The sequence below is a fragment of the Cupriavidus basilensis OR16 genome, from assembly GCF_000243095.1.
Lineage (GTDB): Bacteria > Pseudomonadota > Gammaproteobacteria > Burkholderiales > Burkholderiaceae > Cupriavidus > Cupriavidus basilensis_D.
This window is the reverse complement of record NZ_AHJE01000094.1, coordinates 1-25,598: the sequence shown is the minus strand read 5'-3', so window position 1 is coordinate 25,598 and position 25,598 is coordinate 1. Positions and strand designations below refer to the sequence as shown.

20 protein-coding genes and 2 pseudogenes are annotated in these 25,598 nt (G+C 67.7%); 12 read left to right on the top strand and 10 right to left on the bottom strand.

Going from position 1 to position 25,598, the window contains the following annotated elements; all coding sequences use genetic code 11:
* Window positions 1-130 precede the first annotated feature (130 nt).
* Window positions 131-1,096 (bottom strand): DUF2272 domain-containing protein, encoded by a 966-nt coding sequence (locus tag OR16_RS29335; protein WP_043421632.1) that lies wholly within the window; start codon window positions 1,094-1,096, stop codon window positions 131-133.
* A 239-nt stretch (window positions 1,097-1,335) separates the two neighbouring features.
* Window positions 1,336-1,614, bottom strand: a complete 279-nt coding sequence (locus OR16_RS29330) for an HU family DNA-binding protein (RefSeq protein WP_006162250.1) — start codon at window positions 1,612-1,614, stop codon at window positions 1,336-1,338.
* A 542-nt stretch (window positions 1,615-2,156) separates the two neighbouring features.
* On the opposite strand from OR16_RS29330, the gene OR16_RS43750 reads away from it, so the two are divergent.
* Window positions 2,157-2,468, top strand: coding sequence for a hypothetical protein (locus OR16_RS43750; protein ID WP_141639938.1), 312 nt, complete (start codon window positions 2,157-2,159; stop codon window positions 2,466-2,468).
* Window positions 2,469-3,024: 556 nt separating this feature from the next.
* Window positions 3,025-3,591 carry an SET domain-containing protein gene (locus OR16_RS29320; RefSeq protein ID WP_006162248.1) on the top strand — a complete coding sequence of 189 codons (567 nt, stop codon included), beginning with the start codon at window positions 3,025-3,027 and terminating at the stop codon, window positions 3,589-3,591.
* Between the two features lie 59 nt (window positions 3,592-3,650).
* Here the strand turns inward: OR16_RS29320 and OR16_RS29315 are convergent, their stop codons facing one another.
* The 4 genes from OR16_RS29315 to phhA form a co-directional block, all read right to left on the bottom strand.
* Window positions 3,651-5,291 (bottom strand): sensor histidine kinase, encoded by a 1,641-nt coding sequence (locus tag OR16_RS29315; RefSeq protein WP_006162246.1) that lies wholly within the window; start codon window positions 5,289-5,291, stop codon window positions 3,651-3,653.
* 23 nt (window positions 5,292-5,314) lie between these two features.
* Entirely contained in the window at window positions 5,315-6,019 is a 705-nt protein-coding gene (locus OR16_RS29310) for a response regulator transcription factor (RefSeq protein ID WP_006162244.1), read from the bottom strand.
* Between the two features lie 153 nt (window positions 6,020-6,172).
* The gene (locus OR16_RS29305; RefSeq protein ID WP_043421653.1) at window positions 6,173-6,490 is read right to left on the bottom strand and encodes a 4a-hydroxytetrahydrobiopterin dehydratase; all 318 of its coding nucleotides are present in this window, start codon (window positions 6,488-6,490) and stop codon (window positions 6,173-6,175) included.
* Window positions 6,491-6,671: 181 nt separating this feature from the next.
* Complete coding sequence (gene phhA, locus OR16_RS29300) at window positions 6,672-7,604, bottom strand: phenylalanine 4-monooxygenase (RefSeq protein ID WP_006162240.1); 933 nt, start codon at window positions 7,602-7,604, stop codon at window positions 6,672-6,674.
* Between the two features lie 62 nt (window positions 7,605-7,666).
* On the opposite strand from phhA, the gene OR16_RS47460 reads away from it, so the two are divergent.
* The 5 genes and pseudogenes from OR16_RS47460 to pbpC all read left to right on the top strand — a co-directional run bounded on the left by OR16_RS47460 (window position 7,667) and on the right by pbpC (window position 17,363).
* Entirely contained in the window at window positions 7,667-7,798 is a 132-nt protein-coding gene (locus OR16_RS47460) for a hypothetical protein (RefSeq protein ID WP_272942882.1), read from the top strand.
* A 76-nt stretch (window positions 7,799-7,874) separates the two neighbouring features.
* Window positions 7,875-8,348, top strand: coding sequence for an Lrp/AsnC family transcriptional regulator (locus tag OR16_RS29295; RefSeq protein ID WP_006162239.1), 474 nt, complete (start codon window positions 7,875-7,877; stop codon window positions 8,346-8,348).
* 88 nt (window positions 8,349-8,436) lie between these two features.
* Window positions 8,437-14,461, top strand: a pseudogene (locus OR16_RS48500) (MG2 domain-containing protein).
* Window positions 14,458-15,159, top strand: a complete 702-nt coding sequence (locus OR16_RS29285; RefSeq protein ID WP_006162237.1) for a lysoplasmalogenase — start codon at window positions 14,458-14,460, stop codon at window positions 15,157-15,159. The pseudogene OR16_RS48500 and the gene OR16_RS29285 overlap by 4 nt, the downstream one beginning before the upstream one ends.
* Complete coding sequence (gene pbpC / locus OR16_RS29280) at window positions 15,156-17,363, top strand: penicillin-binding protein 1C (protein WP_006162235.1); 2,208 nt, start codon at window positions 15,156-15,158, stop codon at window positions 17,361-17,363. The genes OR16_RS29285 and pbpC overlap by 4 nt, the downstream gene beginning before the upstream one ends.
* Here pbpC and OR16_RS44970 read toward each other — a convergent pair whose 3' ends face one another.
* From OR16_RS44970 to OR16_RS29270, 3 genes and pseudogenes are all read right to left on the bottom strand, one after another.
* Window positions 17,364-18,008, bottom strand: coding sequence for a LysR substrate-binding domain-containing protein (locus tag OR16_RS44970; RefSeq protein ID WP_006162232.1), 645 nt, complete (start codon window positions 18,006-18,008; stop codon window positions 17,364-17,366).
* 155 nt (window positions 18,009-18,163) lie between these two features.
* Window positions 18,164-18,253 (bottom strand): annotated as a pseudogene (locus OR16_RS48495) (LysR family transcriptional regulator); the annotation flags it as partial.
* Between the two features lie 89 nt (window positions 18,254-18,342).
* Window positions 18,343-19,842 (bottom strand): MFS transporter, encoded by a 1,500-nt coding sequence (locus OR16_RS29270; RefSeq protein WP_006162226.1) that lies wholly within the window; start codon window positions 19,840-19,842, stop codon window positions 18,343-18,345.
* Window positions 19,843-20,075: 233 nt separating this feature from the next.
* Between OR16_RS29270 and OR16_RS29265 the strand changes: the two genes are divergently transcribed.
* The 4 genes from OR16_RS29265 (at window position 20,076) to OR16_RS29250 (ending at window position 24,099) form a co-directional block, all read left to right on the top strand.
* On the top strand, window positions 20,076-20,966 hold the full coding sequence (locus tag OR16_RS29265) for a LysR family transcriptional regulator (protein WP_006162225.1): 891 nt from the start codon (window positions 20,076-20,078) through the stop codon (window positions 20,964-20,966).
* Between the two features lie 132 nt (window positions 20,967-21,098).
* A complete protein-coding gene (locus OR16_RS29260) occupies window positions 21,099-22,103 on the top strand; it encodes an aldo/keto reductase (RefSeq protein WP_006162223.1) in 1,005 nt (334 codons plus the stop codon).
* Between the two features lie 77 nt (window positions 22,104-22,180).
* Window positions 22,181-23,158 (top strand): delta(1)-pyrroline-2-carboxylate reductase family protein, encoded by a 978-nt coding sequence (locus tag OR16_RS29255; protein WP_006162222.1) that lies wholly within the window; start codon window positions 22,181-22,183, stop codon window positions 23,156-23,158.
* 212 nt (window positions 23,159-23,370) lie between these two features.
* Window positions 23,371-24,099: an OmpW/AlkL family protein gene (locus OR16_RS29250; RefSeq protein ID WP_006162221.1), complete on the top strand. Its 729-nt coding sequence runs from the start codon at window positions 23,371-23,373 to the stop codon at window positions 24,097-24,099.
* Window positions 24,100-24,165: 66 nt separating this feature from the next.
* Here OR16_RS29250 and OR16_RS29245 read toward each other — a convergent pair whose 3' ends face one another.
* The gene (locus OR16_RS29245; RefSeq protein WP_006162220.1) at window positions 24,166-24,378 is read right to left on the bottom strand and encodes a heavy-metal-associated domain-containing protein; all 213 of its coding nucleotides are present in this window, start codon (window positions 24,376-24,378) and stop codon (window positions 24,166-24,168) included.
* 263 nt (window positions 24,379-24,641) lie between these two features.
* Between OR16_RS29245 and OR16_RS29240 the strand changes: the two genes are divergently transcribed.
* Window positions 24,642-25,598: heavy metal translocating P-type ATPase (locus tag OR16_RS29240; protein ID WP_006162219.1), on the top strand; the 957-nt coding region annotated here is incomplete at its 3' end.

The window sequence follows — 25,598 nt, the reverse complement described above, 5'->3', positions numbered from 1 at the left end:
GCGGTTCAGGTGGGGTCGGGCCAGGATGCCGCCCGATTAATTACCATGTTAATTATTTTTCAGGACTGGTCAAGCCGGGGCTACCCGCGTGCGCCGGCATGACGGCAAGGCAATCAGCAACGCCTCAGGCTCAAGGCAGCGTGTTGCGCATGATCAGCAGCCACGGCATGTGCGAGTTGGTGATGCTGTCGATCATGCCGGAGTCACCGAGCTCGATCAGCTCCATCGACACCGCTTGCTGAACATTGCCGCCGATGGCCTTGACCAGGCGTGCCGCCGGGTCAACCTCGACCACGATGTCGCAATGCATGGGCGTGGTGCCAAAGCCGATCTCGGCGACACTGCCCAGGTATTTGTCGCGCCCGCGGGTGGCGCAGATCACATCGCCCGGGCGGGGCATGGCGGGCAACGGCTCGATGCGGAACGCCGGCGCGGGCAGGATTGCGTCGCGCGCATCCACCACGTACATCGAATGTGAATCGCCGGTCAGGAACTGGCGCTCGTCCAGGCCAGCCTTGCGCATCACCCAGGAAATAAACACGGCGGACCAGGCCCAGTTGCCCTGGGTGACCTGGCCGCACGTGACGGCCTTGCCGACGATCGCCCAATAGCGCTGGGCGAGCTTGCAGCCTTGGGGCGTGGCCTCCATGCCGGTGCCATCGGGAAAGTGCAGGCAGGCCGCCTCGTTGCTTTCATCTTCCTCGCGGTCGGCGGAGCGGTCCGCGGCATCGGCAGCGTCCGCATCGGTCCCCGCAGCCATGCCGGGCAATACCGGCGCCGGCAGCGGGCTGTCCGCTACGCACGCGGTGTCGTCGCGGCCCAGGCGCACAGTCTGGCCTCCCCAGCGCTGCCATTCCTGCCACGCGATCTCGACGATGCGCTGACGTTGCGTGGCGCCGGGCGTTGTCACCGGTCGTTCCGTATCAGGCAAGGGGGTGGCCTGAGGCCGGGCGGGCGGGGCAGGCGTGGTGCAACCCAAGAGGAGCGCAAGCGTCATCAGCATGCTCAGGCCGAGCAGCCGTGCCTGTGGAAAATTTTGTGGGAAACGCTGTGAATAAAGCTGTGGAAATCTGCCGCGCGGCGAAGGAAGGTGCATGAGAGTCCTACTTGGCAGGACGCCCTAGACCCTTGTACTGACTAAGGGAAGGCGCCGATAGGGCACCATCTTACCGGGCTGGCGGAGGGGGGCGGCGTATACCGCGAAGCGGCAGGATAACCGCGGGTCAAACACTGTGGATAACGCGCCCCGCCTGGCGCTCACCCATGCCATCAGGCAACCGGTGGCGGCACGGCGGGGTTGATCCAACGGGGCTGGCACGAGACCGCCCGCGGAACTCACTGGTTCACTGCGTCCTTGAACTTCTGGCCAGCCTTGAACTTGACGGTCTTGGCGGCTTCGACCTTGATTTCTTCGCCGGTGCGCGGGTTGCGCGCCATGCGTTCGCCGCGCTCGCCCTGGCTGAAGGTGCCAAAGCCGATCAGGCTCAGGGTGTCGCCCTTGGCCACGGCTTCCATGATGGCGCCAAGCGTCACGTTCAGCGCTTGTTCTGCCTTGGCCTTGGTCAGGCCGTCCACGCCGGCCGCGATGGCGTCGATCAGTTCGGTTTTCGTCATGCTTCACTCCGTGTCGAGTTGATAAAACAAGGACGCCTGGCTGGGCCGGCGCACTGCGCACCGGCGTCGGCAAAGGCGCCGCGGGCCACATCATACCGTGTCGGGCCACGCCGACTGGGAACAGATTGTTACAGCGCATCCCGCGCCAGGCCGCGCTGGCTGGGGCTTTGTGGGGATTCCGGGGTGCCCGGGGAGCCTTTGAGGGCGTCAGGATGGGCCTCAGGCGAATGAACGTCCGCAGGTGTCCCACAGGACATCCAGGCCGGAAAAACGGCTCCAGGGGCCTTCTGACCCCTCTCAGGGCCAGTATCGTGGTTGAGCTGAGCCTGACGCGGGGAGGGCGCAAACCCTCAAATGCCTGAGCCCTGGGAAAGCCGTTGCGGCAATGGACCGTTGCGCGATGCCATCCCTGCCCGCCAAAGACGGCTGACAGGCGCTGTGGGCGTTTCTTTCGGCCGGGTCAAGGCCGGGGGACTACGTACCCGTTGCAGCGCAGCAGCGCGGGCTGAAGGGCCGCGGGACTGCCACATGAACTATTGTGCATGACACTCGATTGGCAAACACGGGGCGAATTCCAGCGTATTCGCGTCATGCATGCCCCTTGGTGTGCGGCTGGCAGCGTTAACCGCCCGACGTTTACGGTCGGTCCCGATCCCGATTTTCGGGGGGCGTATACGGTGCAGGGCGGGCCCTTCGGCCCAGCGTATACGTCGATCCCCCTCCTGAAATCCATCCGGCTCGCGGTGGTAAACCGTGGCACGGCCGGCGAATTTCCATTGCTCAAAAAAGAAGCCTTCCCTGAAGCGGCTTTCCAGCCATTTGTTTTTGGCCTGGTTGGTTTTGCTCACCGATAGCAGGACGCAGTCCTTTCTGTTTACTTCTTTCTTTAATGTATACAGATAGTAGTAGTAGGTAAACGCCCGCCTTTTCTGTGGATAAGCCGGTTAACGTTTTTTAAATCAAGGGGTTGCAGCAAGCAGAAGTGGTGGGACCGGATGTTGGCTGACGTGGATGACTCAGCCTTTTGGCGGAGGGGGGCAGGTGCAAGCCTCCGACTTATGCCTGATGCATCCCCATGCCAACCCCAGGCCACCCACATGAATTGCTTGCCTTTATCCCCAGATTTTTGCCGGGTTATCCACAGGGGGATCGAGCGGTCTGAGGCTGTTTGTGGCCGTATACGCAGTCGTTGAAGGGCCTCTTAAGCCTGTTTACCAAGGCGAGGCGCGCCGCTGATCCGCGGTGCGTATACCTGCCTGACGTATACGGACTCAGCCGGGCCGCCCGTATACGCCTATTTGCCGGCAAGGGGGATGCCGCAGCCAAACTGGGCAGGTATCATCGCCATCGCGCCCGGACGGCGCGCGGCCACGCGGGGTGGCAGGCAAGCGGAACAATACGGGACGGCACATGGCGGAACAGGTAAAGCAAGAGGCATTGAAGCAGGACGGGACTGACGAGAACGAAGCCGGGAACGTCAAGACCCCGAAGCCCCCCAAGGAAGGCAAGCGCAAGACCGCGTCCGACCGCGTCGAAGTGCGCCGCTCGGGCGTGCATGGCAAGGGCGTCTATGCGAACGCGCCGATCGGCGAGGGCGAACGCATCATCGAATACAAGGGCGAGCACATTTCGTGGAAGGAAGCGCTCAAGCGCCATCCGCACGATCCGGCCGATCCCAACCACACCTTCTACTTCAGCCTGGAAGACGGCGACGTGATCGACGCCAAGTTCGGCGGCAACCGCGCGCGCTGGATCAACCACGCCTGCGAGCCCAATTGCGAGGCGCGCGAGAAGAAGGGGCGCGTGTTCATCCACGCCCTGCGCGACATTGCCAGCGGCGAGGAACTGTTTTACGACTATGGGCTGGTGATCGACGCGCGCTACACCAAGAAGCTCAAGAAGGAATTCGAGTGCCGCTGCGGCAGCCCGAAGTGCCGCGGCACGATGCTGGCGCCGAAGGAAAAGAAGGCCCGTTAAGGTATCTCGAAAGGCGTCTCGAAAAGCGAAGGACGAGCCGTACCCCGGCTGCTCCCGTCTCAGACGGTCCCGGCGGCCTCGCACGGGATGCGGATCACGAAGCGCATGCCGCGCGCCTCGGCCTCGTTCCCGGAGGCGGGCACATCCTCGATGCGGATGGTGCCATGATGCAGCCCGATGATCTCATGCACGATGGCCAGCCCCAGGCCGGCGCCGCCGGGCGGTTGCGCCGGCGCGTTAGGCCCTGGCGTATGGTCGCCGCGGAAGAAGCGCTTGAAGACCTCCTCGCGGCGCGCAAGCGCAATGCCGGGCCCGTTGTCTTCCACCATCACCACGGCCATGCCGCGATGGCCCAGCGCTTCGCCGCCGGCGCGCACGGTGATGCGTCCGCCGGGCGGCACATATTTCACTGCATTGTCGATCAGGTTGCTGAGCGCTTCGCGCATCAGCAACCGGTTGCCGCGCACGGTCGATGGTGCCGCGCCGGTAAAGGTGGGGCCGGGCAAGGTCTCGAAGCCCAGGTCGATCTGGCGCGCCAGCGCTTGCGGCACCCACTCGGCGCCGGTCTCGAAGGCCAGCGTGGCCAGGTCGAAATGCTCGATCGGGCCCAGCCGTTCCAGCGATAGCCCCGGCTCCGCGCGGGCCAGCGACAGTAGCTGGTTGGACAGGCGCACCGCACGGTCCGCCGCCGCTTGCAGTTCGCGCAGCGCGTGGTCCGTCACTGCGGGATCACTCGACAGCACCGCGCGGTCGGCATGCAGCTTGACGGCGGTGAGCGGCGTGCGCAGTTGGTGCGCGGCGTCGGCGATGAACTTGCGCTGCGCGTCGAGCGCGTCGCGCAGCCTGGCCAGCAGCGCGTTGAGCGCGCGGATCAGCGGCTCGACCTCGGCCGGTACCTGGGTTTCGTCGAGCGGCGCCAGCGAGCGCGCGGTCTGGCGATTGAGCTTGTCGGTGAGGATCTGCAGTGGCACCAGCTCTTCCTTGAGCACGTGCGAGAGGATCAGGCTGCCCACTACCAGCAGCAGGATCAGCGGCACCGAGACCGACAGCAGGATCTCGTTGGCGGCGGTCTCGCGCCGGTCGAGCAACTCGGCCACTTCCACCACGATCGGCCCGCGCGGGGCGCGTCCGGCCTCGCTGGTGGCCAGCTCATCCGAGGCCGGGCTGGGCAGGTTGACCGGCAGCCGCACGGCGCGCACCTGGCGCCCGCTGAACCAGGCGTAGAACAGCCGTGCATCGTGCAGCGAGGTTTGCCCGGTGCCGTAGCCCAGCCAGGTGTCCATGCCGCCGATCAGCCCGTCCGGGCCGTGGATGCGCCAGTAGATGCGGTCGGTACCTTCGGCCTCGACCAGCGTCTGCGCGATCATCGGGATGTCTTGCTCCAGCCGCGGGCCGGCAATGCGGATCTGCTGCGCGATATTGTTGGCCACGCCGTACAGGGCGCGGTCGAATACCTGCGTGGTGTAGTGTGCCGCCAGCCAGTAGGAGAGCGAGCCGCTGGTCAGCACCAGCGCAAAAAGCGGCGTGGCGAGCGCGCGCAGCAAGTGCACGCGCAGGCTTTGCGTGGAGTTGGTACGCGCGGGTTGTGCCGCTGCCTTCTCGGATTTCGCCGCAGCCTTGCCTGAGGCGGCGCTTGCGGCACCGCTGGCCGCGCCGGTCAGGGCTTGCGGAGGCTGGGGAGGGCGTGGACGCAGCCACATGGCGTAGGGCTCGGGGCGGGGCGTCAGGCGCCGGCGCGGATCTGCAGGAGGTAGCCGAAGCCGCGCACGGTCACGATCTCCACGTCGCATTCTTCGAGTTTTTTGCGTACGCGGTGCACGTAGACTTCGATGGCGGTGTCGCCGACCGTGTCGCCGCCCTCGCCGGCGGGATGCGCAAAAGTGGCGAGGTGGTCCTGCAACTGTGCCTTGCTGACCACGCGGCCCTGGCGCTGCAGCAGCAGTTCCAGCACGGCGAACTCACGCGGCGAGAGCTCCAGCGGCTTGCCGTCGATGAACATGCGGCGGTCGTTGCCAGACAGGCGCAGCCGGCCAAGGCGCACGTCGCGCTCAGGCGCGGCCTCGCCATGCTGGCTGCGGCGCAGCAAGACGCGCACGCGCGCTTCCAGCTCGGGCAGGGCGAAGGGCTTGACCAGGTAGTCGTCGGCGCCGGCGTTCAGGCCGGATAGCTTGTCTTCAAGCTCGTCGCGCGCGGTCAGGATGATGACCGGCGTGGTGCGGTTGCGGGCACGGTAGCGCGCCAGCAGCGTCATGCCATCGATGCCGGGCAGGCCCAGGTCGAGGATCACCAGGTCGTGCTGCTCGCGCAGCAGGTGCTCGGTAGCGTAGACGCCGTCGTGCACCACGCGTACCTGATGGCCGGCTTGGGACAGGCCGGCTTCGACGCCACTGGCGATCTGACGGTCGTCCTCGATCAGAAGGATACGCATGGTGGCAGGCTGGGAGGCTGGAAAGGGATCGGGAGAGTAACGAAAGTTACAAACGGTCAGCCACCGATTGTACAGCGCACGACCGCCAGCGAGCTTTCGGTTTGCCTACAGTCTCCAGACTCTCCAGAGTCTCCTGGCCTGCCGCATGCGCGCTCAGGCTTTCGCCAGCGAAGCCGCCGCGCGCTCCATGAAGGCGGCCAGGTCGGTGTCGCGCCGGGTCAGGCCGTTGGCGTCATGGGTGGACAGGGTGACGTCGACCCGGTTGTAGACGTTGAACCACTCCGGATGGTGATCGGCCTTTTCCGCGGCCAGCGCCACGCGCGTCATGAAGGCGAAGGCGGCGTTGAAATCGGCAAAGGTAAAGCGCTTGTGGATCGCATCGCGATCATCGACGGTGCGCCAGCCGGGCAGGCCGGCCAGCAGCGGTGCACGTTCTTCAATCGTCAGGGGCACGAGAGGCGCAGGGGACATGTTGGGCTCGATGGTCGAAAAGGAGGTGGCAGAAGGGGAATGCCGGCCCGCCTGCCCGGCCTTCCCGCCGTTGCGATAGGCATCGAGGCGGGGGGGCGGAGCGGGCATGCCGTCATTGTTTCACAAAGCTTGCGCACGGGGAGCCGGCAGCTTGGGGCCAGGCGGCTCTCCCGGGCCGGGGTCAGACGTCGTCGCTGTCGGCCCAGCCTTCGCGCGAGCCGCGCTGGAGCACCAGGTCGGATTGCCCCACGTCGCCCGCGCCGAGCGTGGGCTGCGCGCGCAGTTCGTCATAGAGCGGCGCAAAGTCGGGGCGGGTAGCGTCGAACAGCTGGTCGAAGCTGTCGATCACGAAGTATGTCTTCTGGAAGGTGTCGATGCGGTAGCGCGTGCGCATGATGCGGCGCACATCGAAGCCGATGCGGTTGGGGCTGGCCGAGTCCAGGCTGTAGATCGATTCGCCCTGGCTCGAGAGGATGCCCGCGCCGTAGATGCGCAGGCCTTCCGGCGTGCGGATCAGGCCGAATTCCACCGTGTACCAGTACAGGCGCGCCAGCATGTCGAGCGCACCCAGCGAGGCGGCCTTGAGCCCGCCCTTGCCATAGGCTTCCATGTAGTTGGCAAAGACCGGGTTGATCAGCAGCGGCACATGGCCAAACACATCGTGGAAGCAGTCGGGCTCCTGCAGGTAATCGAGTTGCTCGGGCTTGCGCATCCACCAGCTGGCGGGAAAGCGGCGGTTGGCCAGGTGCTCGAAGAACACGGCATCCGGCACCAGGCCGGGCACCGCCACCACTTGCCACCCGGTGGCGCGCATCAGGGTTTCATTGAGCTGCTCGAAGCTGGGGACGCGGTCGCGCCCCATGCCCAGCGTGGACAGGCCTTGCAGGAATTCGTCGCAGACGCGGCCGCGCAGCATCGAGGCCTGGCGGTCATAGAGCTTGGCCCACACCGCGTGGTCGGTGTCCGTGTAGCGGTCCAGCGGCTGCGCGATGGTGAAATCGGGGCGCAATTCCTGGCCGGACAGCAGGCCGGCGTCGAATTGTTCCTTGAGCTTGTCGGTCAGGGTGCCGGCAAAGGCGGCCTGGGCGTCGCCAGCCTGGGTGGCGGTAGCCATTGCGTCCATGGTGTTTTATCTCCTGCAGATTTACCGCACAGTTTAGCTAGGAGATGACGTAAATGGCCCGCAAAAACGGCTTGGTTTCGTCAGGCGATGCATCAATCACGCAAAAATTTGGTATTGTCTGCGGAAAATATGCGCAGGTGCTTTGCCGGCGACAATCGGTACCCCGCAAGGCGGCGGCGGGGTAGCATGCATCCGGCAGGCTTAGTGCACAACAAGAAGCGATTCTGACTCGACCAACGCGATCGAAGCGACATGACCATGATGATCAACCTCGACCCATTCGACCTCGCGCTGCTGGCGGCCTTGCAGACCGACGGCCGCTCCACCCACCAGCAGCTCGCCGAGCGCATCCATCTTTCACCCAGCCAGATCGGCCGGCGGCTCGCGCGGCTGGAGGCCGACGGCGTGATCACGGGCTACCGCGTGGTGCTGTCGCCGCCGTCGCTCGGGCTCGGCGTGCTGGTGTTCACCAGCGTCAAGCTGGCCCACCACGGCGACACCATTGTCGAGCGCTTTCGCGAGGACATCCTGCTGCTGGAGGAAGTGCAGGAGTGCTATTCGGTCGCGGGCGAGGCCGATTACCTGCTGCGCATCATGGTGCCCGACCTGCCCACGCTTGCCGAATTCACCATGAAGAAGCTGATGCGCGTGCCGGGCGTGGAAAGCGTGCGCTCCAACATCGTGCTGACCGCGCTCAAGCGCGATGGGCCGTTGCCACTGTCGCATTTGCGCTAGCCGGCGGGCCTCTCGCCGCGGGCGCGGACTTGCGCTTGCCATCGGCGCATGTCACCCTCGCCGGGTGCCGTAATCGGGAGGGGGCAGGATGACGCAGATCGTCGCGCGGATGGACAAGCGTGAGAGACGTGGGTACTGGTGGGCTGCCGCGGCCTGCTTGCAGGCCGTGCTGGCGACGATGCCGGGCGCGGGCCAGGCGGCGCAGATCGTGCGCTTGTCGCCGGAGGGCGAGGTCGCTCGTGTGCGGCAAGTGGCGATCCGCTTCGATGAAGCGATGGTGCCGCTGGGCGACCTGCAGGCGAGCCCGCCCGCAACCGTGTCGTGCAACGGCAGCACGATCGCCGGACAGGCACGCTGGATCGACGCGAAGAACTGGGCATTCGATTTCGCGCGCGACCTGCCGCCCGGGGTCAGATGCTCGGTGCGCATGGTGGCCGGCCTCAAGAGCGAGGCTGGCAAGGCCTACGCGGGCAAGCCGGAGTACCGTTTCGAGACCGGTGGCCCCACCGTGGTCTCCGCGCGCCCCGGCGGCGGCGAGATCGAAGAGGACCAGGTCTTTGCGCTGCGCTTTAACGGGCCGGCCACCGCCGAGTCGGTGCGTAGCGCGGCCTGGTGCCAGGCGCAGGGCCTGGGTGAGCGCATCCCTGTGCGCCTCGTTGCCGGCAAGGAGCGCGAGGCCGTGCTGGGTGCGCTGCACTGGAAGCTGAAAGCCGACGAGGCGGACACCGTGCACCTGCTGGCCTGCCAGCAGCGCCTGCCGTCCGGCGCCCGCATGCAACTGGTGCTGGGCAGCGGCGTGGCCACGCCCTCGGGCCTGGCCACGCGCGACGAGCGGCGTTTCGACTACACCGTGCGCGAGCCTTTCACCGCCAGCTTTACCTGCGAGCGCGAGCGGGCCCAGTCACCCTGCACGCCGCTGCGGCCCCTCTCGCTGTCGTTCTCCGCGCCGATTTCGCGCAAGGACGCCGAACATATCCTGCTCAATACGCCGAAGGGCCCGCGCGCCCCGCAGTTCGAGCCGGACGCCACGCGCGACGCCCCGGTCAGCAGCGTCAGCTTCAAGCCGCCTTTTGCCGAGAAGACCGAGTTCACGCTGGCGGTACCCGCCGGCCTGAAGGACGACAGCGGCCGCGTGCTGTCCAATGCCGAGTTGTTCCCGCTCAAGGTCAGCACCGCCGCCATGCCGCCGCTGGCGAAATTCCCGGCCGCGCCGTTCGGCGTGCTCGAGCGCTTTGGCGAACTGCCCAAGGGCAAGGCGCCGGCCGACTATCCGGCGCTGCTGCCGGTGACGCTGCGCAACGTCGAGGCCGACCTGCAAGCGCAAGGCGTGCGCGCGCAAGCCGGCACGGTACGCCGCTTGAAGGTGGACGACGACGGTGCCGTGCTGCGCTGGTACGGGCTGGTCCGCCGCCTGCACGAAGGCAGCTGGACGCGCGGCGAGCTCGACGCGATTCTCGCGGGCCGTTCCCCGTCCGCGGTCAACAACCCGCGCAATGCGCCTGCCATCGAGACCCGTTCCATCTCGCTGCTCGATGGCGTGGCCGGCGCGCGCAAGCTCGCCATACCGCAACTGGTTGAGCCGGGCGGCAAGGCGCCGCGCCCGTTCGAGGTGGTTGGCATTCCCCTGCCTGAAGCCGGCTTTCATGTGGTGGAGATCGCATCCCCGATGCTGGGCGCGGCTTTGCTCGGCAAGCCGGCACCCATGTACGTGCGCACCGCCGCGCTGGTGACCAACCTCGGCGTGCATTTCAAGCTCGCACGCGGCCCCGGCAAGATGAGCGCGCTGGCGTGGGTCACCACGCTCGATGACGGCAAGCCGGTGGCCAATGCCGCGGTGGCGCTGCGCGATTGCAGCGGCAAGCTGCTGGCCTCGGGCCGTACCGATGCCGCCGGGCTGGCGAGCATCAACGGCCTGGACGACGTGCGCGAGCGCAGCTGCGACGACACCGGGCTGTCCGGCTATTTCGTCTCGGCGCGCATCGCCGCTGGCCATCCGCAGGCACGCGGCCAGGCCGACATGGCCTTCGTGATGTCCGACTGGAACCAGGGCATCGAGAGCTGGCGCTTCAATGTGCCGACCGACACCAGCGCGGTGCCGGACGTGCGCGTCCATACCATCTTCGACCGTACCTTGCTGCGCGCCGGCGAGACCGTGTCGATGAAGCACGTGATCCGTACCGAGACGGCAACCGGGTTCGCATTGCCGGGCGCGGGCGATCCCTTGCCGGAAAAGCTGGTGATCCGCCACGAAGGCAGCGGCCAGACCTACGAGCAGCCGCTGCAATGGCGCACCACCGCTACCGGCGGGCGCAGCGCCGAAAGCACGTTCGCGATTCCCGCTGCGGCCAAGCTGGGCGTCTACACGGTGTCGCTCAGCGATGCGAAGGACCGCGTGCTGGACAGCGGCAGCTTCCGCGTCGAGGCCTTCCGCCTGCCGGTGCTGACGGGCACGCTCAAGGCCGGCGGCGGCGGGGCGCTGGTGGCGCCGCCCGAGGTGCCGCTCAACCTGGAAGTGCACTACGTGTCGGGTGGCGGCGCGGCGGGCTTGCCGGTGCAGGTGTCAGCGCTGCTGCGCGACAAGTACGTGCGCTTTGCCGACTACGACAGCTATGCCTTCGCCGCGCCGCGCGCCGCGCAAGCCGCAAAAGGACAGCAGCGGCGATGAGGACGAGGGCGAGGATGGCAATGCGCAGCGCGACGAAGCGCAGAAGCTGGTGGCCGACAAGCTGCCGCTCAAGCTCGACAAGAACGGCGGCGGCACGCTGACCCTCAAGAACATGCCGAAGCTCGAGGCACCCAAGGACCTGGTGGTGGAGTCGGGCTTTGCCGACCCCAATGGCGAGATCCAGACGCTGCGCCAGACCGTGCCGATGTGGCCCGCGGGCGTGGTGGCGGGCATCCGCACGGAAAGCTGGGTATCGGTCAAGCAGAAGCTCCCCGTGCATGCCGTGGCGCTCGATCCGCAGGGGCGGCCGCAGGCCAACGTGCCGATCTCGCTGCGCGCGCAGGTGCGTATCACCACCTCGGTGCGCAAGCGCGTGGTGGGCGGTTTCTATCGCTACGACAATCGCAATGAGAACAAGGATCTCGGCATCGTGTGCGAGGGCCGTACCGATGCGCAAGGCCGCATGCAGTGCGATGTGTCGCTGCCCGAGGCCGGCCAGGTGGAGCTGGTCGCGCAGGCCAGGGATAACGCGGGGCGCGTATCGCAGGCCGCCACCTCGGTCTGGGTGACGCGCCAGGGCGAGCTGTGGTTCGGCGGCGAGAACAACGACCGCATCGACCTGCTGCCCGAGAAGAAGGCCTACGCGCCGGGCGAGACCGCGGTGTTCCAGGTGCGCATGCCGTTCCGCCATGCCACCGCGCTGGTGGCGGTGGAGCGCGAGGGCGTGCTGGAGACCAGCGTGGTGGAGCTCAACGGGCGCGACCCCACGGTGCGGGTCAAGGTCAGGCCGGAGTGGGGCCCCAATGTCTATGTGTCGGTGCTGGCGTTGCGCGGGCGCTTGCGCGAGGTTCCCTGGTACTCATTCTTCACCTGGGGCTGGCGCCAGCCGACCGAGTGGTGGCAGGCGTTCCGCAGCGAGGGGCGCGAGTACGCCGCGCCGAGCGCGCTGGTGGACCTGTCCAAGCCGGCATTCCGCCTCGGGCTGGCGGAGATCCGCGTGGGCAACGAGGGCTACAGGCTCGATGTGAAGGTGGCGCCCGACAAGACGAGCTATCCCGTGCGCGGCAAGGCGCAGGTAGCCGTGCAGGTGAAGCTGCCGGACGGCAAGCCTGCCGCCAACGGCGAAGTTGCGCTCGCGGCGGTGGATGAAGCGCTGCTGGAGCTGATGCCTAACACGAGCTGGGATCTGCTCGACGCCATGCTGCGCCGGCGCAGCTATGGCGTGCAGACCGCCACCGCGCAGATGGAAATCATCGGCCGGCGCCACTACGGCCGCAAGGCCGTGCCGGCGGGCGGTGGCGGCGGCAAGAGCCCGACGCGCGAGCTGTTCGATACCTTGTTGCTGTGGAATCCGCGCGTGCAGCTCGACGGCGAAGGACGCGCCACGCTGACGGTGCCGCTCAACGATTCGCTCACGCGATTCCGCATCGTGGCCGTGGCCGACCTGGGCGTGGGCCGCTTCGGCAACGGCAGCGCCACCATTGCTGCCACGCAGGATCTGCAACTGATCTCGGGACTGCCGCCGCTGGTGCGCGAGGAAGACCGCTATCGCGCCATGTTTACGCTGCGCAATACCACGCAGCGCGCGATGGCGGTGCAGGCCGTGGCGCGCGTGAGCCCGCCGGGACAGCCCGTGCAGCCGCAGGCGCTGGCCGCGCAGACGGTGGAGATCCCCGCGGGCGAATCGCGCGAGATCGGCTGGGACGCGGCCGCGCCGCTGTTGCCGGCGGGCTCGGCGGCCCAGGACGGCACGGTGCAGTGGGAGGTGGAGGCCACCGAGGCCGGCAAGCCAGGCGGCGCCAGCGATCGCATCAAGCTTTCGCAGCAACTGGTGCCGGCGGTGCCGCTCACCGTGCAGCAAGCCACGCTGGCGCAATTGGCGCCAAACCTGTCGGTGCCGGTGCGCGCCCCGCAGGGCGCGCTCGCGGACGCGGCGGGGCAGCCTCGCGGTGGCCTGCAGGTGCACCTGCAAGCCTCGCTGGCGGGCGGCATGCCGGGCGTGCGCGAGTGGTTCCGCAACTATCCGTTCTCGTGCCTGGAACAGCGTGCGTCGCGCGCGATCGGGCTGGGCGATGCGGCGCAGTGGAACGCGTTGACCACGCAGCTGCCCGGCTATCTCGACAACGATGGGCTGGCCTCGTATTTCCCGCTGCAGAACGACGGCAATGCCGGCAGCGAAGTGCTGACCGCCTACCTGTTGGCCGTGTCCGACGAAGCCGTGCGCGCGGGCCTGCCGCTGCGCCTGCCGGACGAAACGCGGACCCGCATGGAAAGCGGCTTGACCGCATTCATCGAAGGCCGCATCAAGCGCGAGCGCTGGGCACCGACGCAAGACCTGGAGGTGCGCAAGCTGGCCGCGCTCGAAGCGCTCTCGCGCAGCGGGCACGCGCAGGCGCGCATGCTTGGCTCGATCCAGATCCTGCCGGCGCAGTGGCCTACCTCGGCGCTGCTCGACTGGATCGCCGTGCTGTCGCGCGTGCAGGATATCCCCCAGCGTGAAGAGCGCCTCGCGCAAGCGCAGCAGATCCTGCGCTCGCGGCTGACGGTGCAGGGCACGCGGCTGGCGTTCTCCACCGAGCGCGACGACAACTGGTGGTGGCTGATGAGCGGGGGCGATCTCAACGCCGCGCGGCTGCTGGCACTGTCGCTCGAGCTGCCCGGCTGGAAGGACGAAAGCGCGCAACTCGCTACCGGGTTGCTCGGGCGCCAGATGCGCGGCGCCTGGGGCACCACCACGGCCAACGCCTGGGGCTCGCTGGCGATCACGCGCTTCGCGCAAGCCTTCGAGAAGACGCCGGTGTCGGGCGCCACGCGCGTGGCACTCGAGGGGTGGCCCGATGCATCGCGCGGCTTTGACTGGGCGCGCGCCGGGAAGGTTGGCGTGGCAAGCGGCAGCATCAGCCTGCCGTGGCCACGCGCGGGCGAGTCCGCCACGCTGCAGGCCGTGCAGCAAGGCGCCGGCAAGCCCTGGGCCACGGTGCGCGCGCTTGCGGCGGTGCCGCTCGCCGCACCGCTCTCGGCGGGTTACCGCATTACGCGCAGCGTGACGGCGGTGGAGCAGGCGGTGGCGGGCAAGTGGTCGCGCGGCGACACGTATCGCGTGAAGCTGGAGATCGATGCGCAGGCCGACATGACCTGGGTGGTGGTGAGCGACCCGGTGCCTGCCGGCGCCACCATCCTCGGCAGCGGGCTTGGGCGCGATTCGGAGATCGCCACGCGCGGCGAGCGGCGCAAGGGCGCATGGCCCGCGTTCACCGAGCGCACGCCGCAGGCCTTCCGTGAGTATTACGCCTACATGCCGCGCGGCAGTGCCACGGTGGAATACACCGTGCGCCTGAACAACGCTGGCGAGTTCGCCTTGCCGCCGACGCGGGTGGAAGCGATGTACGCGCCGGATGTATTCGGCGCGCAACCCAACGCCAGACTGACCGTAGGAGCACGCCCTTGAGCTGGCTTGCGATGATGATGCCCGCGCGGGTGCGCGAGTGGTGGCTGGCCGGCACGATGGCCGGTTTGGTTTACGGCGGCTTGCTGGTCACCGTCGCGATGGACTCGCCGCCCGGCGCGCCGTTGAACGGGCAAATCGCCTTCCAGCCGGTGTGGAAGACCGCGATGGCGCTGCTGCTGGTACGGGCAGCGCGCTTTCATCCCGTGCGCCGCGAGCGGCGCTGGCTGATGGCGGCCCTGCTGTGCTCCGCGGTGGGGGACTTCCTCCTGGCGATACCGTGGCTGTCGTTCTCCTTCATCGGCGGGCTCGGGGCTTTCCTGATCGCGCACTTCGCCTACCTTGGGCTGTTCGTGCCCATGGCGGGCGACTGGCGCGCGCATCGCCTGCTCGCTTGCGGCGTGGTGTTGGGTGCGGCCGGCGTGATGCTCGTGCGCTTCTGGCCCAACCTGGGCACGCTGGCGTTGCCGGTCTCGGTCTATGTGGGCGCGCTCGCGGCGATGGCCTGCGCCGCGTTGCTGGCGAAACTGCCGACGCCGCTGGTGGCGATCGGCGCGCTGTGCTTCGCCGTGTCCGACGGCTTGCTTGGCACCGCGCGCTTCCTCGTACCGTTCGATACCTTCGCGCTTGGCATCTGGTGGACCTACGCGGCCGCGCAGGTGCTGCTGGTGGCCGGCGTGGTAGCCGGGCGGGACAAATGAACGCGGGCCTGCGCGCGGCGGCCGTGGTGGCCTGCCTGGCCAGTGCGCCCGCGCACGCGCTGCCGTCCTTTGACAGCGTGCGCGCCGGTTGGCGCAGCGCGGACGTGGTGGTGCTCGACCGCCATGGCGAAACCCTGTCCCGCGTGCGCGACGATTTTCGTGCGCGCCGCGGCGACTGGGTCACGCTGGCGGAGATATCGCCCGCGCTGCGCACCGCCATCGTGCTGTCGGAAGACCGGCGCTTCTATGCGCATAGCGGCGTGGACTGGCAGGGCGTTGCCGCCGCCGCGTGGGCCAACCTGTGGAACACGCGCACGCGCGGTGCGTCCACCCTGACCATGCAGCTCGCCGGCTTGCTCGATGAAGACCTGCGGCGCGCCGACAGCGGCCGCAGCGTGAGCCAGAAAATGGCGCAGGCCGTGCGCGCTACCGCGCTGGAGCGCAACTGGAGCAAGGACCAGATCCTTGAAGCGTATCTCAACCTGGTGCCGTTTCGCGGCGAGCTGGTGGGCCTGTCCGCGCTGTCGCAGGCGCTGTTCGGCAAGTATCCGAGCGGCCTCGATGCGCGCGAAGCGGCGCTGGCGGTTGCGCTGGTGCGCGCGCCCAACGCGCGTGCGCCGCAGGTCGCGCTGCGCGCCTGCGCCGTCCTGCGCGAGCAGCGGTTGCCCAAGGCATGCGATGGGCTGGACGGCTTTGCGCAACTGGCTTTGCTGCGCAGCAGCGGCGCAGGCAATGCCAGCACCGTGGGCCATGCGTCGGCGCCGAGCCTGGCGCCAAACCTCGCCCCGCATCTTGCGCGCTTGCTGGTGTCGCAAGCGCGTGCCGCCGGCCCCATGCCTGCCACCATCACGGCCACGCTCGATGCGGGTCTCCAGCGCGTCGCCACGGCAAGCCTGGATCGTCATCTGCGCGAGCTCGCCGGGCGCAATGTGGAAGACGGCGCCGTGGTGGTGATCGACAACGCCAGTGGCGACGTGCTGGCCTATGTGGGTTCGTCGGGCGCGTTGTCGGCGGCCGCGCAAGTCGACCACGCGGCCGCGGCGCGCCAGGCGGGTTCCACGCTCAAGCCGTTTTTGTATGAGCAGGCGCTGGAGGCACGGCGGCTGACCACGGCGTCGCTGCTGGACGACCGGCCGGTCAACTTGCCCACGGGCGGCGGCGGGGGCCTCTATGTGCCGCAGAATTATGATCGGCAATACGCGGGCTGGGTCAGCATGCGTGCCGCGCTGGCTTCGTCGCTGAACGTGCCCGCGGTGCGCACGCTGGTGATGGTCACGCCGTTCCGCTTTCACCAGCGGCTGACCGCGCTCGGCTTGCCGCTGACGCAGGCTGGCGATTACTACGGCTACAGCCTCGCGCTGGGCAGCGCCGATGTGCCTTTGGTCTCGCTCACCAATGCCTATCGCGCGTTCGCCAACGGCGGGCGATACGCACCCGTGCGGCTGCGCGCTGATGCGCCGCCGGTGACCGCGCGCGTGGTGATGTCGCCCGCGGCGAGCTACCTGGTGGCCGACGTGCTGTCGGACCGCCATGCGCGGGCGCGCACGTTTGGCCTGGATAGCCCGCTCACCACGCGCTTCTGGAGCGCGGTCAAGACGGGCACGTCGAAGGACATGCGCGACAACTGGTGCGTGGGCTGGTCGCAGCGCTACACGGTTGGCGTGTGGGTGGGCAATGCCAGCGGCGCCAGCATGCACGAGGTCTCGGGCGTGTCCGGCGCGGCGCCGGTGTGGCTCATGGAGGCGCTGCACCGCTCGGTGCCGAGCGTGGCGCCGGCCATGCCTGCGGGCGTCGAGCGCGTGCCGCTGCGCTTTTCCGGCGACCTGGAGCCCGCGCGCGATGAAGTCTTCCTCGCCGGTACCGCAATGCGCGTCGTCAACGTGGCCAGCGCGGACGGCGCCCGTGCCACACCGGCGCGCGGGACTGGCATCGCCAGCCCCGCCGACGGCACCGTGTTCGCACTCGATCCGGATATTCCGCCCACGGCGCAGCGCGTGTGGTTCCATGCCGAAGGCGTCGCCGGACAGACCGCGCAACGCGTGAGCTGGCGCATCGATGGCAAGCCGCTGGGGCGCGGTGGCCAGCTCTCCTGGCTGCCCTGGCCGGGCCGGCACGAGGTGGAGTTGCTCGATGCTGCCGGCAAGGTGGTCGACCGCATCGGCATCGAAGTGCGTGGCGCGGTAGCCAAGGCGCCGCGCCGCTGATTATGCCGGCGTGGGCGCGAGCGGTGCGCGCGCCTTGAGGAAGTCGACGAACACGCGCAGCTTGGGCGGCATCAGCAAGCGGCCCGGGTAGTAGAGGTAGAAGCCATCGAACGGCGGCAGCCAGTCGTCCAGCACCGTGACCAGCTGGCCCGAGGCCAGCGGCGCTTGCAGCAGCGTCTCGAACTCATAGAGCAGCCCGAGTCCGGCGAGTGCTGCCTGGTGCAGCATGGCCTTGTCATTGGCGATCAGCGCGACACCGGTATCGACGGTGACCTGGCGCGCGGCGTGCATGAACTCCCAGCGATAGACCTGGCCCGCCGGGCCGAATCGATAGTGCAGGCAGGCATGCGCATGCAGCTCGCGCGGCAGCTTCGGCGTGCCACGGCGCGCGAGGTAGTCCGGCGTGCCGGCCACCACCATGCGCATCGGACCGGTGACGGGAATCGCCACCATGTCGCGCTGCAATGCTTCGCCCAGGCGCAGGCCCGCATCGAAACCCTCCGCAATCAGATCGGTAAAGCGGTCGTCGACGGCCACGTCAACGCAGATCGACGGGTAGAGCCGCATGAATTCCGCCAGTACCGGTTGCAGCGCGGTGGCTGCCGCCGAGTACGAGGTGGTGATGCGCAGCGTGCCCGCGGGCAAGCTCGCGCTGCTGGCGCGTGTCGTCGGCCGCGGCGCCGTTCCTCGGCCAGCGCGGGCGCAACGCGCGCCAGCAGCGCGGCGCCGGCTCGGACACCGACCCGGCGCGTGGTCCGCTGCAGCAGGCGTACGCCCAGGCGCTGCTCAAGCTGGCGGATGGTTTGCGAGATGGCAGATGGGCTCACCGCCAGCGCGGCGGCGGCCGCGGTGAAGCTGCCCAGGCGTGCCACGCGGACGAAGGCGGCCATGGCGGGTAGCAGGTCGGGATCGAGGGAGACGTCAGGCTTCATGGTGCGGCGAGGGTAGCACGGGGCGCGGCGCTGCGATCACGGCCAAGCTAGCCGGCTGCCTGCTGCGCGGGTCCTGGCAGAGGCGGCAACCGCGAATGGCCCAGGAAGCCGAACACCAGGGCCGCCGACGCGACCGTGATGGCCGCGAGGATGTACAGCAACAGCTGGAACGCCTCGCCGTAGCCGTGCACCAGGGCCTGCCGGCTGGCGTGCGGCAGCAAGGACGTGGCGTGGGGCAGGTCGCCCATGGCGAGCCGATGCGCGGCTTGCGCCAGCGCGGCGGGGGACGCTACCGTAGCCATGGCTTGCAGCCTGGACTCGGCAAGCCCCGCGAGCATGGCGCCGACGATGGCCAGGGCAATGCCTTCGCCCGCGACCCGCGTGGTGCTGAAAATGCCGGTGGCCATGCCCGCGCGCTCCTTGGGCACCACGCTGACGGCGAGCCCGTCCATCAAACCCCAGGGCAGGCTGATGCCAAGGCCAATGGCGAGCATGGGCAGCATCAGCCCGGCGGCTGGCTGGCCCGGGGCGCACTGCGCCAGCCATAGCAAGCCGCCCGCGCACACCAGCAAGCCCAGTCCGGAGATCAGTCCCGCCGAGAACCAGCGCGTCAGGTGGCCGGCCACCAGCGGCACTACCAGCATCGGTGCGGAAAGCGCAATCATCATGCGGCCCGCTTGCATCGCGCTGTAGCCTTCGATGCCGATCAGGCGGATTGGCAGCAGCACTTGCAGCACCACGTACGAATAGGACGGTGCGGCCGCCAGGAATTGCACGCCGACAAAGCGCGGGTAGCGAAACAGCGACAGGTCCAGCATGGGCGCGCGCACGCGCTGCTCGATGACGACGAACGCCAGCATCAGCACCGCAGCGCTCGCTAGAAGTGCGATCACCGGCAAGCTGCACCAGCCACCCTCGGGTGCACGCAATACGGCATACGTGAACAGGGCCAGCGCGCCGGTGAACGTGGCTGCCCCAGGCCAGTCGAGCCCGCTGGCGGCGGGGTCGCGCGACTCGCGCATGCAGCGGATGCCCGGCACCAGGGCAAAACAGGCGATTGCAGCCGCGCTCAGGAAGACCGGGCGCCAGCCGGATTGCTGGATAAGGAATCCGGCCAGCACTGGTCCGAAGGCGAGTCCCACGCCGAATGTGGTGCCCAGCAAGCTGAATGCGCGCGTGGCTGATGGTCCTTCGAACTCTTGTGCCAGTGCTGCCACGCCGCCGGAGAACGCGGCCGCGCCAGCCACGCCTTGCGCGGCGCGCAGTAGGTCGAGCCAGGCGATGTCGGGCGCCGCCGCGAGGCCCATCGAGCTAAGCGCAAAGCCGGCAATGCCGGCGAGGAAGACGCGCTTGCGCCCAAAGCGGTCGGCAAGTGCGCCGGCGGCCATCAGGCAACTGCCGAAACTCAGCATGAAGGCGTTGGTGACCCAGCTCAGCGCGATCGGGCTGCCGCCAAGGTCGGCGGCGATCGCTGGCAAGGCTACCGCCGGGCCGGTGAAGCTCAGGGGCATGGCCAGCGCGGCGAGGCAGACCGCGGCAAGAATCATCAGTTTTTGCGCCGTGACGTGTGCGGCGGCGGGTACAGGTACAGGTGCGGGTGCGGGTGCGGGTTCGGGCATCGGGAGTCCATGTTGGAAGGCGGCGGCGGGCTGTGCCGTGGTGGGCGATGACACCCATCCGCGAAAGTGGACTGATGATAGGATGGCCTTAATGTGTCTTAAAGCACCTTGCTTTCCGCTCTTAGCGGATAAAAATTCTCTAATGACTCGAATGAGCTGGCATGGATAGTCTTAGCGGCCTGTACGCCTTTGTCCGCGCGGCGGAGTCCCACAGCTTTGTCGCGGCGGGGCGGCTCCTCGGCGTATCGCCATCGGCGATCGGCAAGAGCGTGATGCGGCTCGAGGCCAGGCTTGGCATCCGCCTGTTCCACCGCAGCACGCGGCAGATCCGGCTGACGGACGAGGGCGCGCTGTTCTTCGAGCGTTGCCGTCGTATCCTCGCGGAAATCGACGAGGCCGAACTCGGGATGTCGCGGCTCAAGGAGGTGCCGCGCGGCCGGTTGCGCATCAGCGTGCCGGCCATTGGCTATCGCTTGTTGCTGGCCGACCTGGCCGCGTTCTCAGCCACCTATCCGGAAATCGAGTTCGACCTGGATTTCAGCGACCGCATGGTGGACGTGGTGGAGGAGGGCTTCGACATGGTGATCCGCAGCGGCGAGCTGACGGATTCCCAGCTGATGGCGCGGCGCCTGCGGCCGTTTCGTTTCGTCGTGTGCGCTTCGCCGGACTACTTGGCGCGGCGCGGCATGCCTCATCGGCCGAAGGACCTGGAGCAGCACGTCTGCCTGCGCTATCGTTTTCCCTCCAGCGGGAAGCTGCAGGACTGGGTGCTGACGCCGGACGCCGAGGGCGAGGCGGTGCGATTGCCAGGCACCTTTGCCTTGAACAGCATCGAAGGGGTGCTGGCCGCGGCAACCGGTGGCCTGGGCATTTGCTACGTGCCGGATTTCGTTGCCGAGGAAGCCCTGCGCGACAAGCGCCTGTTGACCGCGCTGGATACGTACAACGTGGTGCAAGGCACCTTCTGGATGTTGTGGCCATCGAGCCGGCACATGCTGCCGAAGCTGCGGGTGCTGGTCGATTTCCTGTCCCGCCGGGAGAGCCAGGGTTGAATTTCACGGTGCCCAGCTTAATAGGGCGGGTTCATTGTGAAGCTGTGCTTCATGACACATGCAGCGCGGGCGGCTGTTTCCGTGCCCCGGCCTTGGCCATACTGCCCAGGTTCCGCAACCAAAGGAGTCCGCATGACCGCACTACGCAAGCTGGGCCGGCATGGCCCGCAGGTATTCCCGCTTGGCCTTGGCTGCATGGGCATGAGCGAGTTCTACGGCGCGCATGATGATGCTGAATCTATTCGTACTATCAATCACGCGCTAGATCGCGGCGTCAATTTTATCGATACAGCCGATATTTATGGCCCGTACACCAACGAAAGCCTGGTAGGGCGGGCCATCGCGCCGCACCGCGACAGCGTGGTGCTGGCGACCAAGTTCGGCATTGTGCGTGATGCCGCCAACCCGGTGGCGCGCGGCGTGGATGGCCGGCCCGAGTATGTGCGAGCCAGTTGCGACGCCAGCCTCAGGCGGCTCGGGGTGGAGCATATCGACTTGTACTACCAGCACCGGGTGGATCCGCAGGTGCCCATCGAGGAAACCGTGGGCGCGATGGCGGAACTTGTGAAGGCAGGCAAGGTGCGTTGGCTGGGGCTGTCTGAGGCCGGCGCACGGACCATCGAGCGTGCGCACGCGGTGCATCCCATCACCGCGCTGCAAAGCGAGTACTCGCTGTGGACGCGCGATGTGGAATCGGGCGGCGACGATAGCATTCTCGCCACGTGCCAGCGGCTCGGCATTGCCTTCGTGCCGTACAGCCCGCTGGGCCGGGGCTTCCTGACCGGCGCCATTCGCAGCCCGGCGGATTTCGCGCAGGACGATTACCGGCGCGACAGTCCGCGTTTCATGGGCGAGAACTTTGCGCGCAACCTGGCGCTGGTGGACAAGGTGAACGCACTGGCGCGAGACAAGGGCTGCAGCCCGGCGCAACTGGCGCTGGCCTGGGTACTGGCGCGCGGCGATACGCTGGTACCGATTCCGGGCACGCGGCGCGTGGCCAACCTGGACGACAACCTGGGCGCGCTGGATGTGGTGCTGGACGCAGCCGACATGGCCGCCATCGATGCGGTGTTCCCGGCGGACGCAGTAGCGGGTACGCGTTATCCGGCGCAGGTGATGTCCTTGCTGGCGCGCTGAACGCTGTAAAGCGTGCGGCGCCGGCGGCAAGTTCGCCGATAATCCAGCATCGCGAACCGCCTCCGGAGCCACCCGCCGTGTCCCTTGCCGTGCTAGATGCCGCCCAGACCGCGGCCCGACTGCCCTACCCCGCGCTGGCCCGCGCCATTGCCGGCATGCTGGCCGAACTGCGCGCCGGCACGGCCATGGCGCCGCCGCGCATTGCCTTGGCCGTGGGCGACCCCGCCGGTGGCGAAGGCACGCTGCTGGTGATGCCGGCGCGCAACCGGGAGCTGGTGATGACCAAGAACATCACCGTGCACCCCGGCAATCCGCAGCGCGGCCTGCCCAATATCCTCGGCGAGGTGGTGGTGGCCGACGCCCATACCGGGCGCCGGCTGGCGCTGCTGGACGGGCCCACCGTAACTGGCCGGCGCACTGCCGCCGTGTCGCTGCTGGCGGCGCAGTGCTTCGCGCCGGATCCCGCTGGCGAGCTGTTGATCATCGGTGCCGGCGTGCAGGCGCAAACCCATCTCGAAGCCTTTGCCGCCGGGCTTTCGCCGCGCCGCGTATGGCTGCATTCGCGCACGGCGGCCAAGGCCGAAGCCCTGGCCGCGCATGCGCGCACGCTTGGCGTCGAGGCGCAGACGGTCGATGACGTGAGCGCCGTCTTGCCACGCGTGTCGATGGTGGTGACGGTGACGTCCAGCCTGGCGCCCGTGCTGCCGGACCTGGATAGCGGCTTGTGGCGCGACGATCATTTCGTCGCCGCGGTAGGCGCGTTCCGCCCGGAGATGTGCGAGCTGCCTCCGGCGCTATGCCGGGCGGCCTCGGCGCATGGCCGGCTGCTGGCCGACACCTTGTTCGGCATCGAAGAGGAGGCGGGCGACCTGCTGCAGGCAGGCATCATGTGGTCCACTGTGCAGCCGTTCGAGCAGGCCATTCTCGCTGCGGACACGCTGCGCGCAAGCCGGGGCAGCCCGCTGGTCTTCAAGAGTGTCGGTTACGCCCTGTGGGACCTGGCGGCATGCGTGCTGGCAAGCAGCGGCACGGCGGAATTCCCTTGCGGCCAGTAGGCCTATACCGCCGAGTAGATTTTCTGTCCGGCGAGCGTCGCGTATTGCATACAGTTTCCCCGGTCAGTTGCGGTTGTTCGCCTGCGTTTTTACTGGTTAACCCGTGATTTAGGGGCGCGCTTCTACAAAAGTGTTAAGTGTTTGAAACAGAGGGGTCACGCCAGACGGGATAATGCCTGCCTCAGGTAGCGCGTTATTAAGGAGTAAGAGGCATGTCCCCCAAGAAAATCCTGCTGGCCAGCGTAGCCATGCTGATTGCCGGTGCCGCGCAAGCGCAAAGCGCCGGCAGCAATATTGTCAGCCTGGGCTGGTTCCGCGTGATGCCGACGAACTCGGCCGATCCGCTGGTGGTCGATAGCATCGGCGGCTTCCCGGTCAACCTGACCGAAACCGGCACGAGTGCCAAGATCAAGTCCGCGGACACGCTCGGCATCGCGTTCACGCACTTCTTTACCGACAATATCGCAGGCGAATTCGTGGCCGGGATTCCCCCGAAGCACGATGTCGAGGGCGCGGGCACGTTTGCCAAGTACGGCACGCTGGGCAATGTGAAGCAGTGGAGCCCCGCGGTACTGGTCAAGTACTACTTCGGTGAAGCGAAGACCAAGTTCCGCCCCTACGTGGGCCTCGGGGTGAACTACACGTGGTTCACCGACGAGACCATCAACAACCAGACTTTCGTGCACTCCGAGTTCGGCCCGAACGCCACGATGACGGCGAGCGCCAAGAGCTCCTGGAATCCGGTGTTCAATGTCGGCGCGAACTACGCCGTTACCGATAACTGGTTCGTTGGCCTGTCGGTGTCCTACCTGCCGTTGTCCAGCACGGCCACGCTCACCACCCGGAACGCCGGTGCGGCGGGCAATGCTACCGTTGTGTCGCATACCAAGATCAAGATCGATCCGGTCGTGACCTACCTGAACGTCGGCTACCGCTTCTAAGCGACTCGCCAGACAACAAAACGGGCGCCATTGCTGGCGCCCGTTTTGCTTTGTGCGGCTGCCGGCTCAGCCCGCGGCCTGGGTGCTGCCCTTGACGGGATAGCCCGCGGCCTCGATGGCGTCGCGCAGCGCTTGGCCACTGGCGGCGGCTTCTACCGTGACTGCCTGCGCGGGGATGTCGGCCGACACCTTCGCGGCGGGATCGAGCGCTTGCACGGCGCGGGTGATGGCACCCACGCAATGGCCGCACGACATGCCTTCAACCTGGAACTGGATCATCAGGGATCTCCTGTTGGTACCCGGAGGTACGGAATCAAGGGAAATGTCCGCCGTCCAAAAAGCGTACCTATCGCTGCGCTGGCCGGGCCGGACTTCTGTCTACCCCTGAAGTTTGCACCTTCCCATGGTGGGAAGCGCAAGGCCTTTTCCGAGCGTTTTCGCAGCCCGCATGTGATGGGTGCGCTGCTTGCATTCGGGCTTGACCTTCCCAACATGGTAAGGTCCATGATGTGGTCATCGCCACTGTGGAACCGAATTCCGCCATGCCCGCAAACTCCCAACTTCTTCCCGTACCCGGCGCCGCAGCAGGCGCGCCGGCCACCGAATGGCGGCTGCCGATTGGTGGCATGACGTGCGCCTCGTGCGTGCGGCGCGTCGAGACCGCGCTGGGCAAGGTGCCTGGCGTGCGCCAGGTGGCCGTCAATCTAGCCACCGAAGAAGCCACGCTGCAGGCCGATAGCGGCGCCGTGCTGCCGGCCGCCGCCGAGGCCGTGCGGGCCGCCGGCTATGAGGTGCCGCACCAGGCCATGACCTTGTCCATCAGCGACATGACGTGCGCTTCCTGCGTGGCCCGCGTCGAGCGTGCGCTGAAAGCCGTGCCTGGTGTGGTGGATGCGCAGGTCAACCTGGCGACGGAGCAGGCCGAGGTGACCGTGCTGCGCGGCGCCGCGGATGCCGATGCGCTGGCCGCGGCGGTGGCGCGCGCTGGCTACGGCGCGGTGCTGGTCACCGGCGAATTGCCTGCCGGGGCGGCGCCTGGCGAAGGCTTCTGGTCCGGGCCATGGCCGGTGGCGATCTCGGCGGCGCTATCGCTGCCGCTGGTGGCGCCCATGGTGGCCGAATGGTTCGGCGTGCACTGGATGCTGCCCGCCTGGGTGCAGTGGCTGCTGGCCACGCCAGTGCAGTTCGTGTTTGGCTGGCGTTTCTACAAAGCTGGCTTCAAGGCGGTGCGCGCGGGCGCGGGCAATATGGATCTGCTGGTCGCGCTCGGTACCTCCGCGGCTTATGGCTTGTCCTTGTGGCTGATGTGGCGTGGCGCGGACGATATGCCGCACCTGTACTTCGAAAGCGCTGCCGTGGTCATCACGCTGGTGCGCCTTGGCAAGTGGCTTGAAACGCGCGCCAAGCGCCAGACGGCGGACGCCATCCGCGCACTCGCCGCGTTGCGCCCCGATAGTGCGATTGTGCGCCGCGACGGTGTGGAGGCAAGCGTGCCGCTG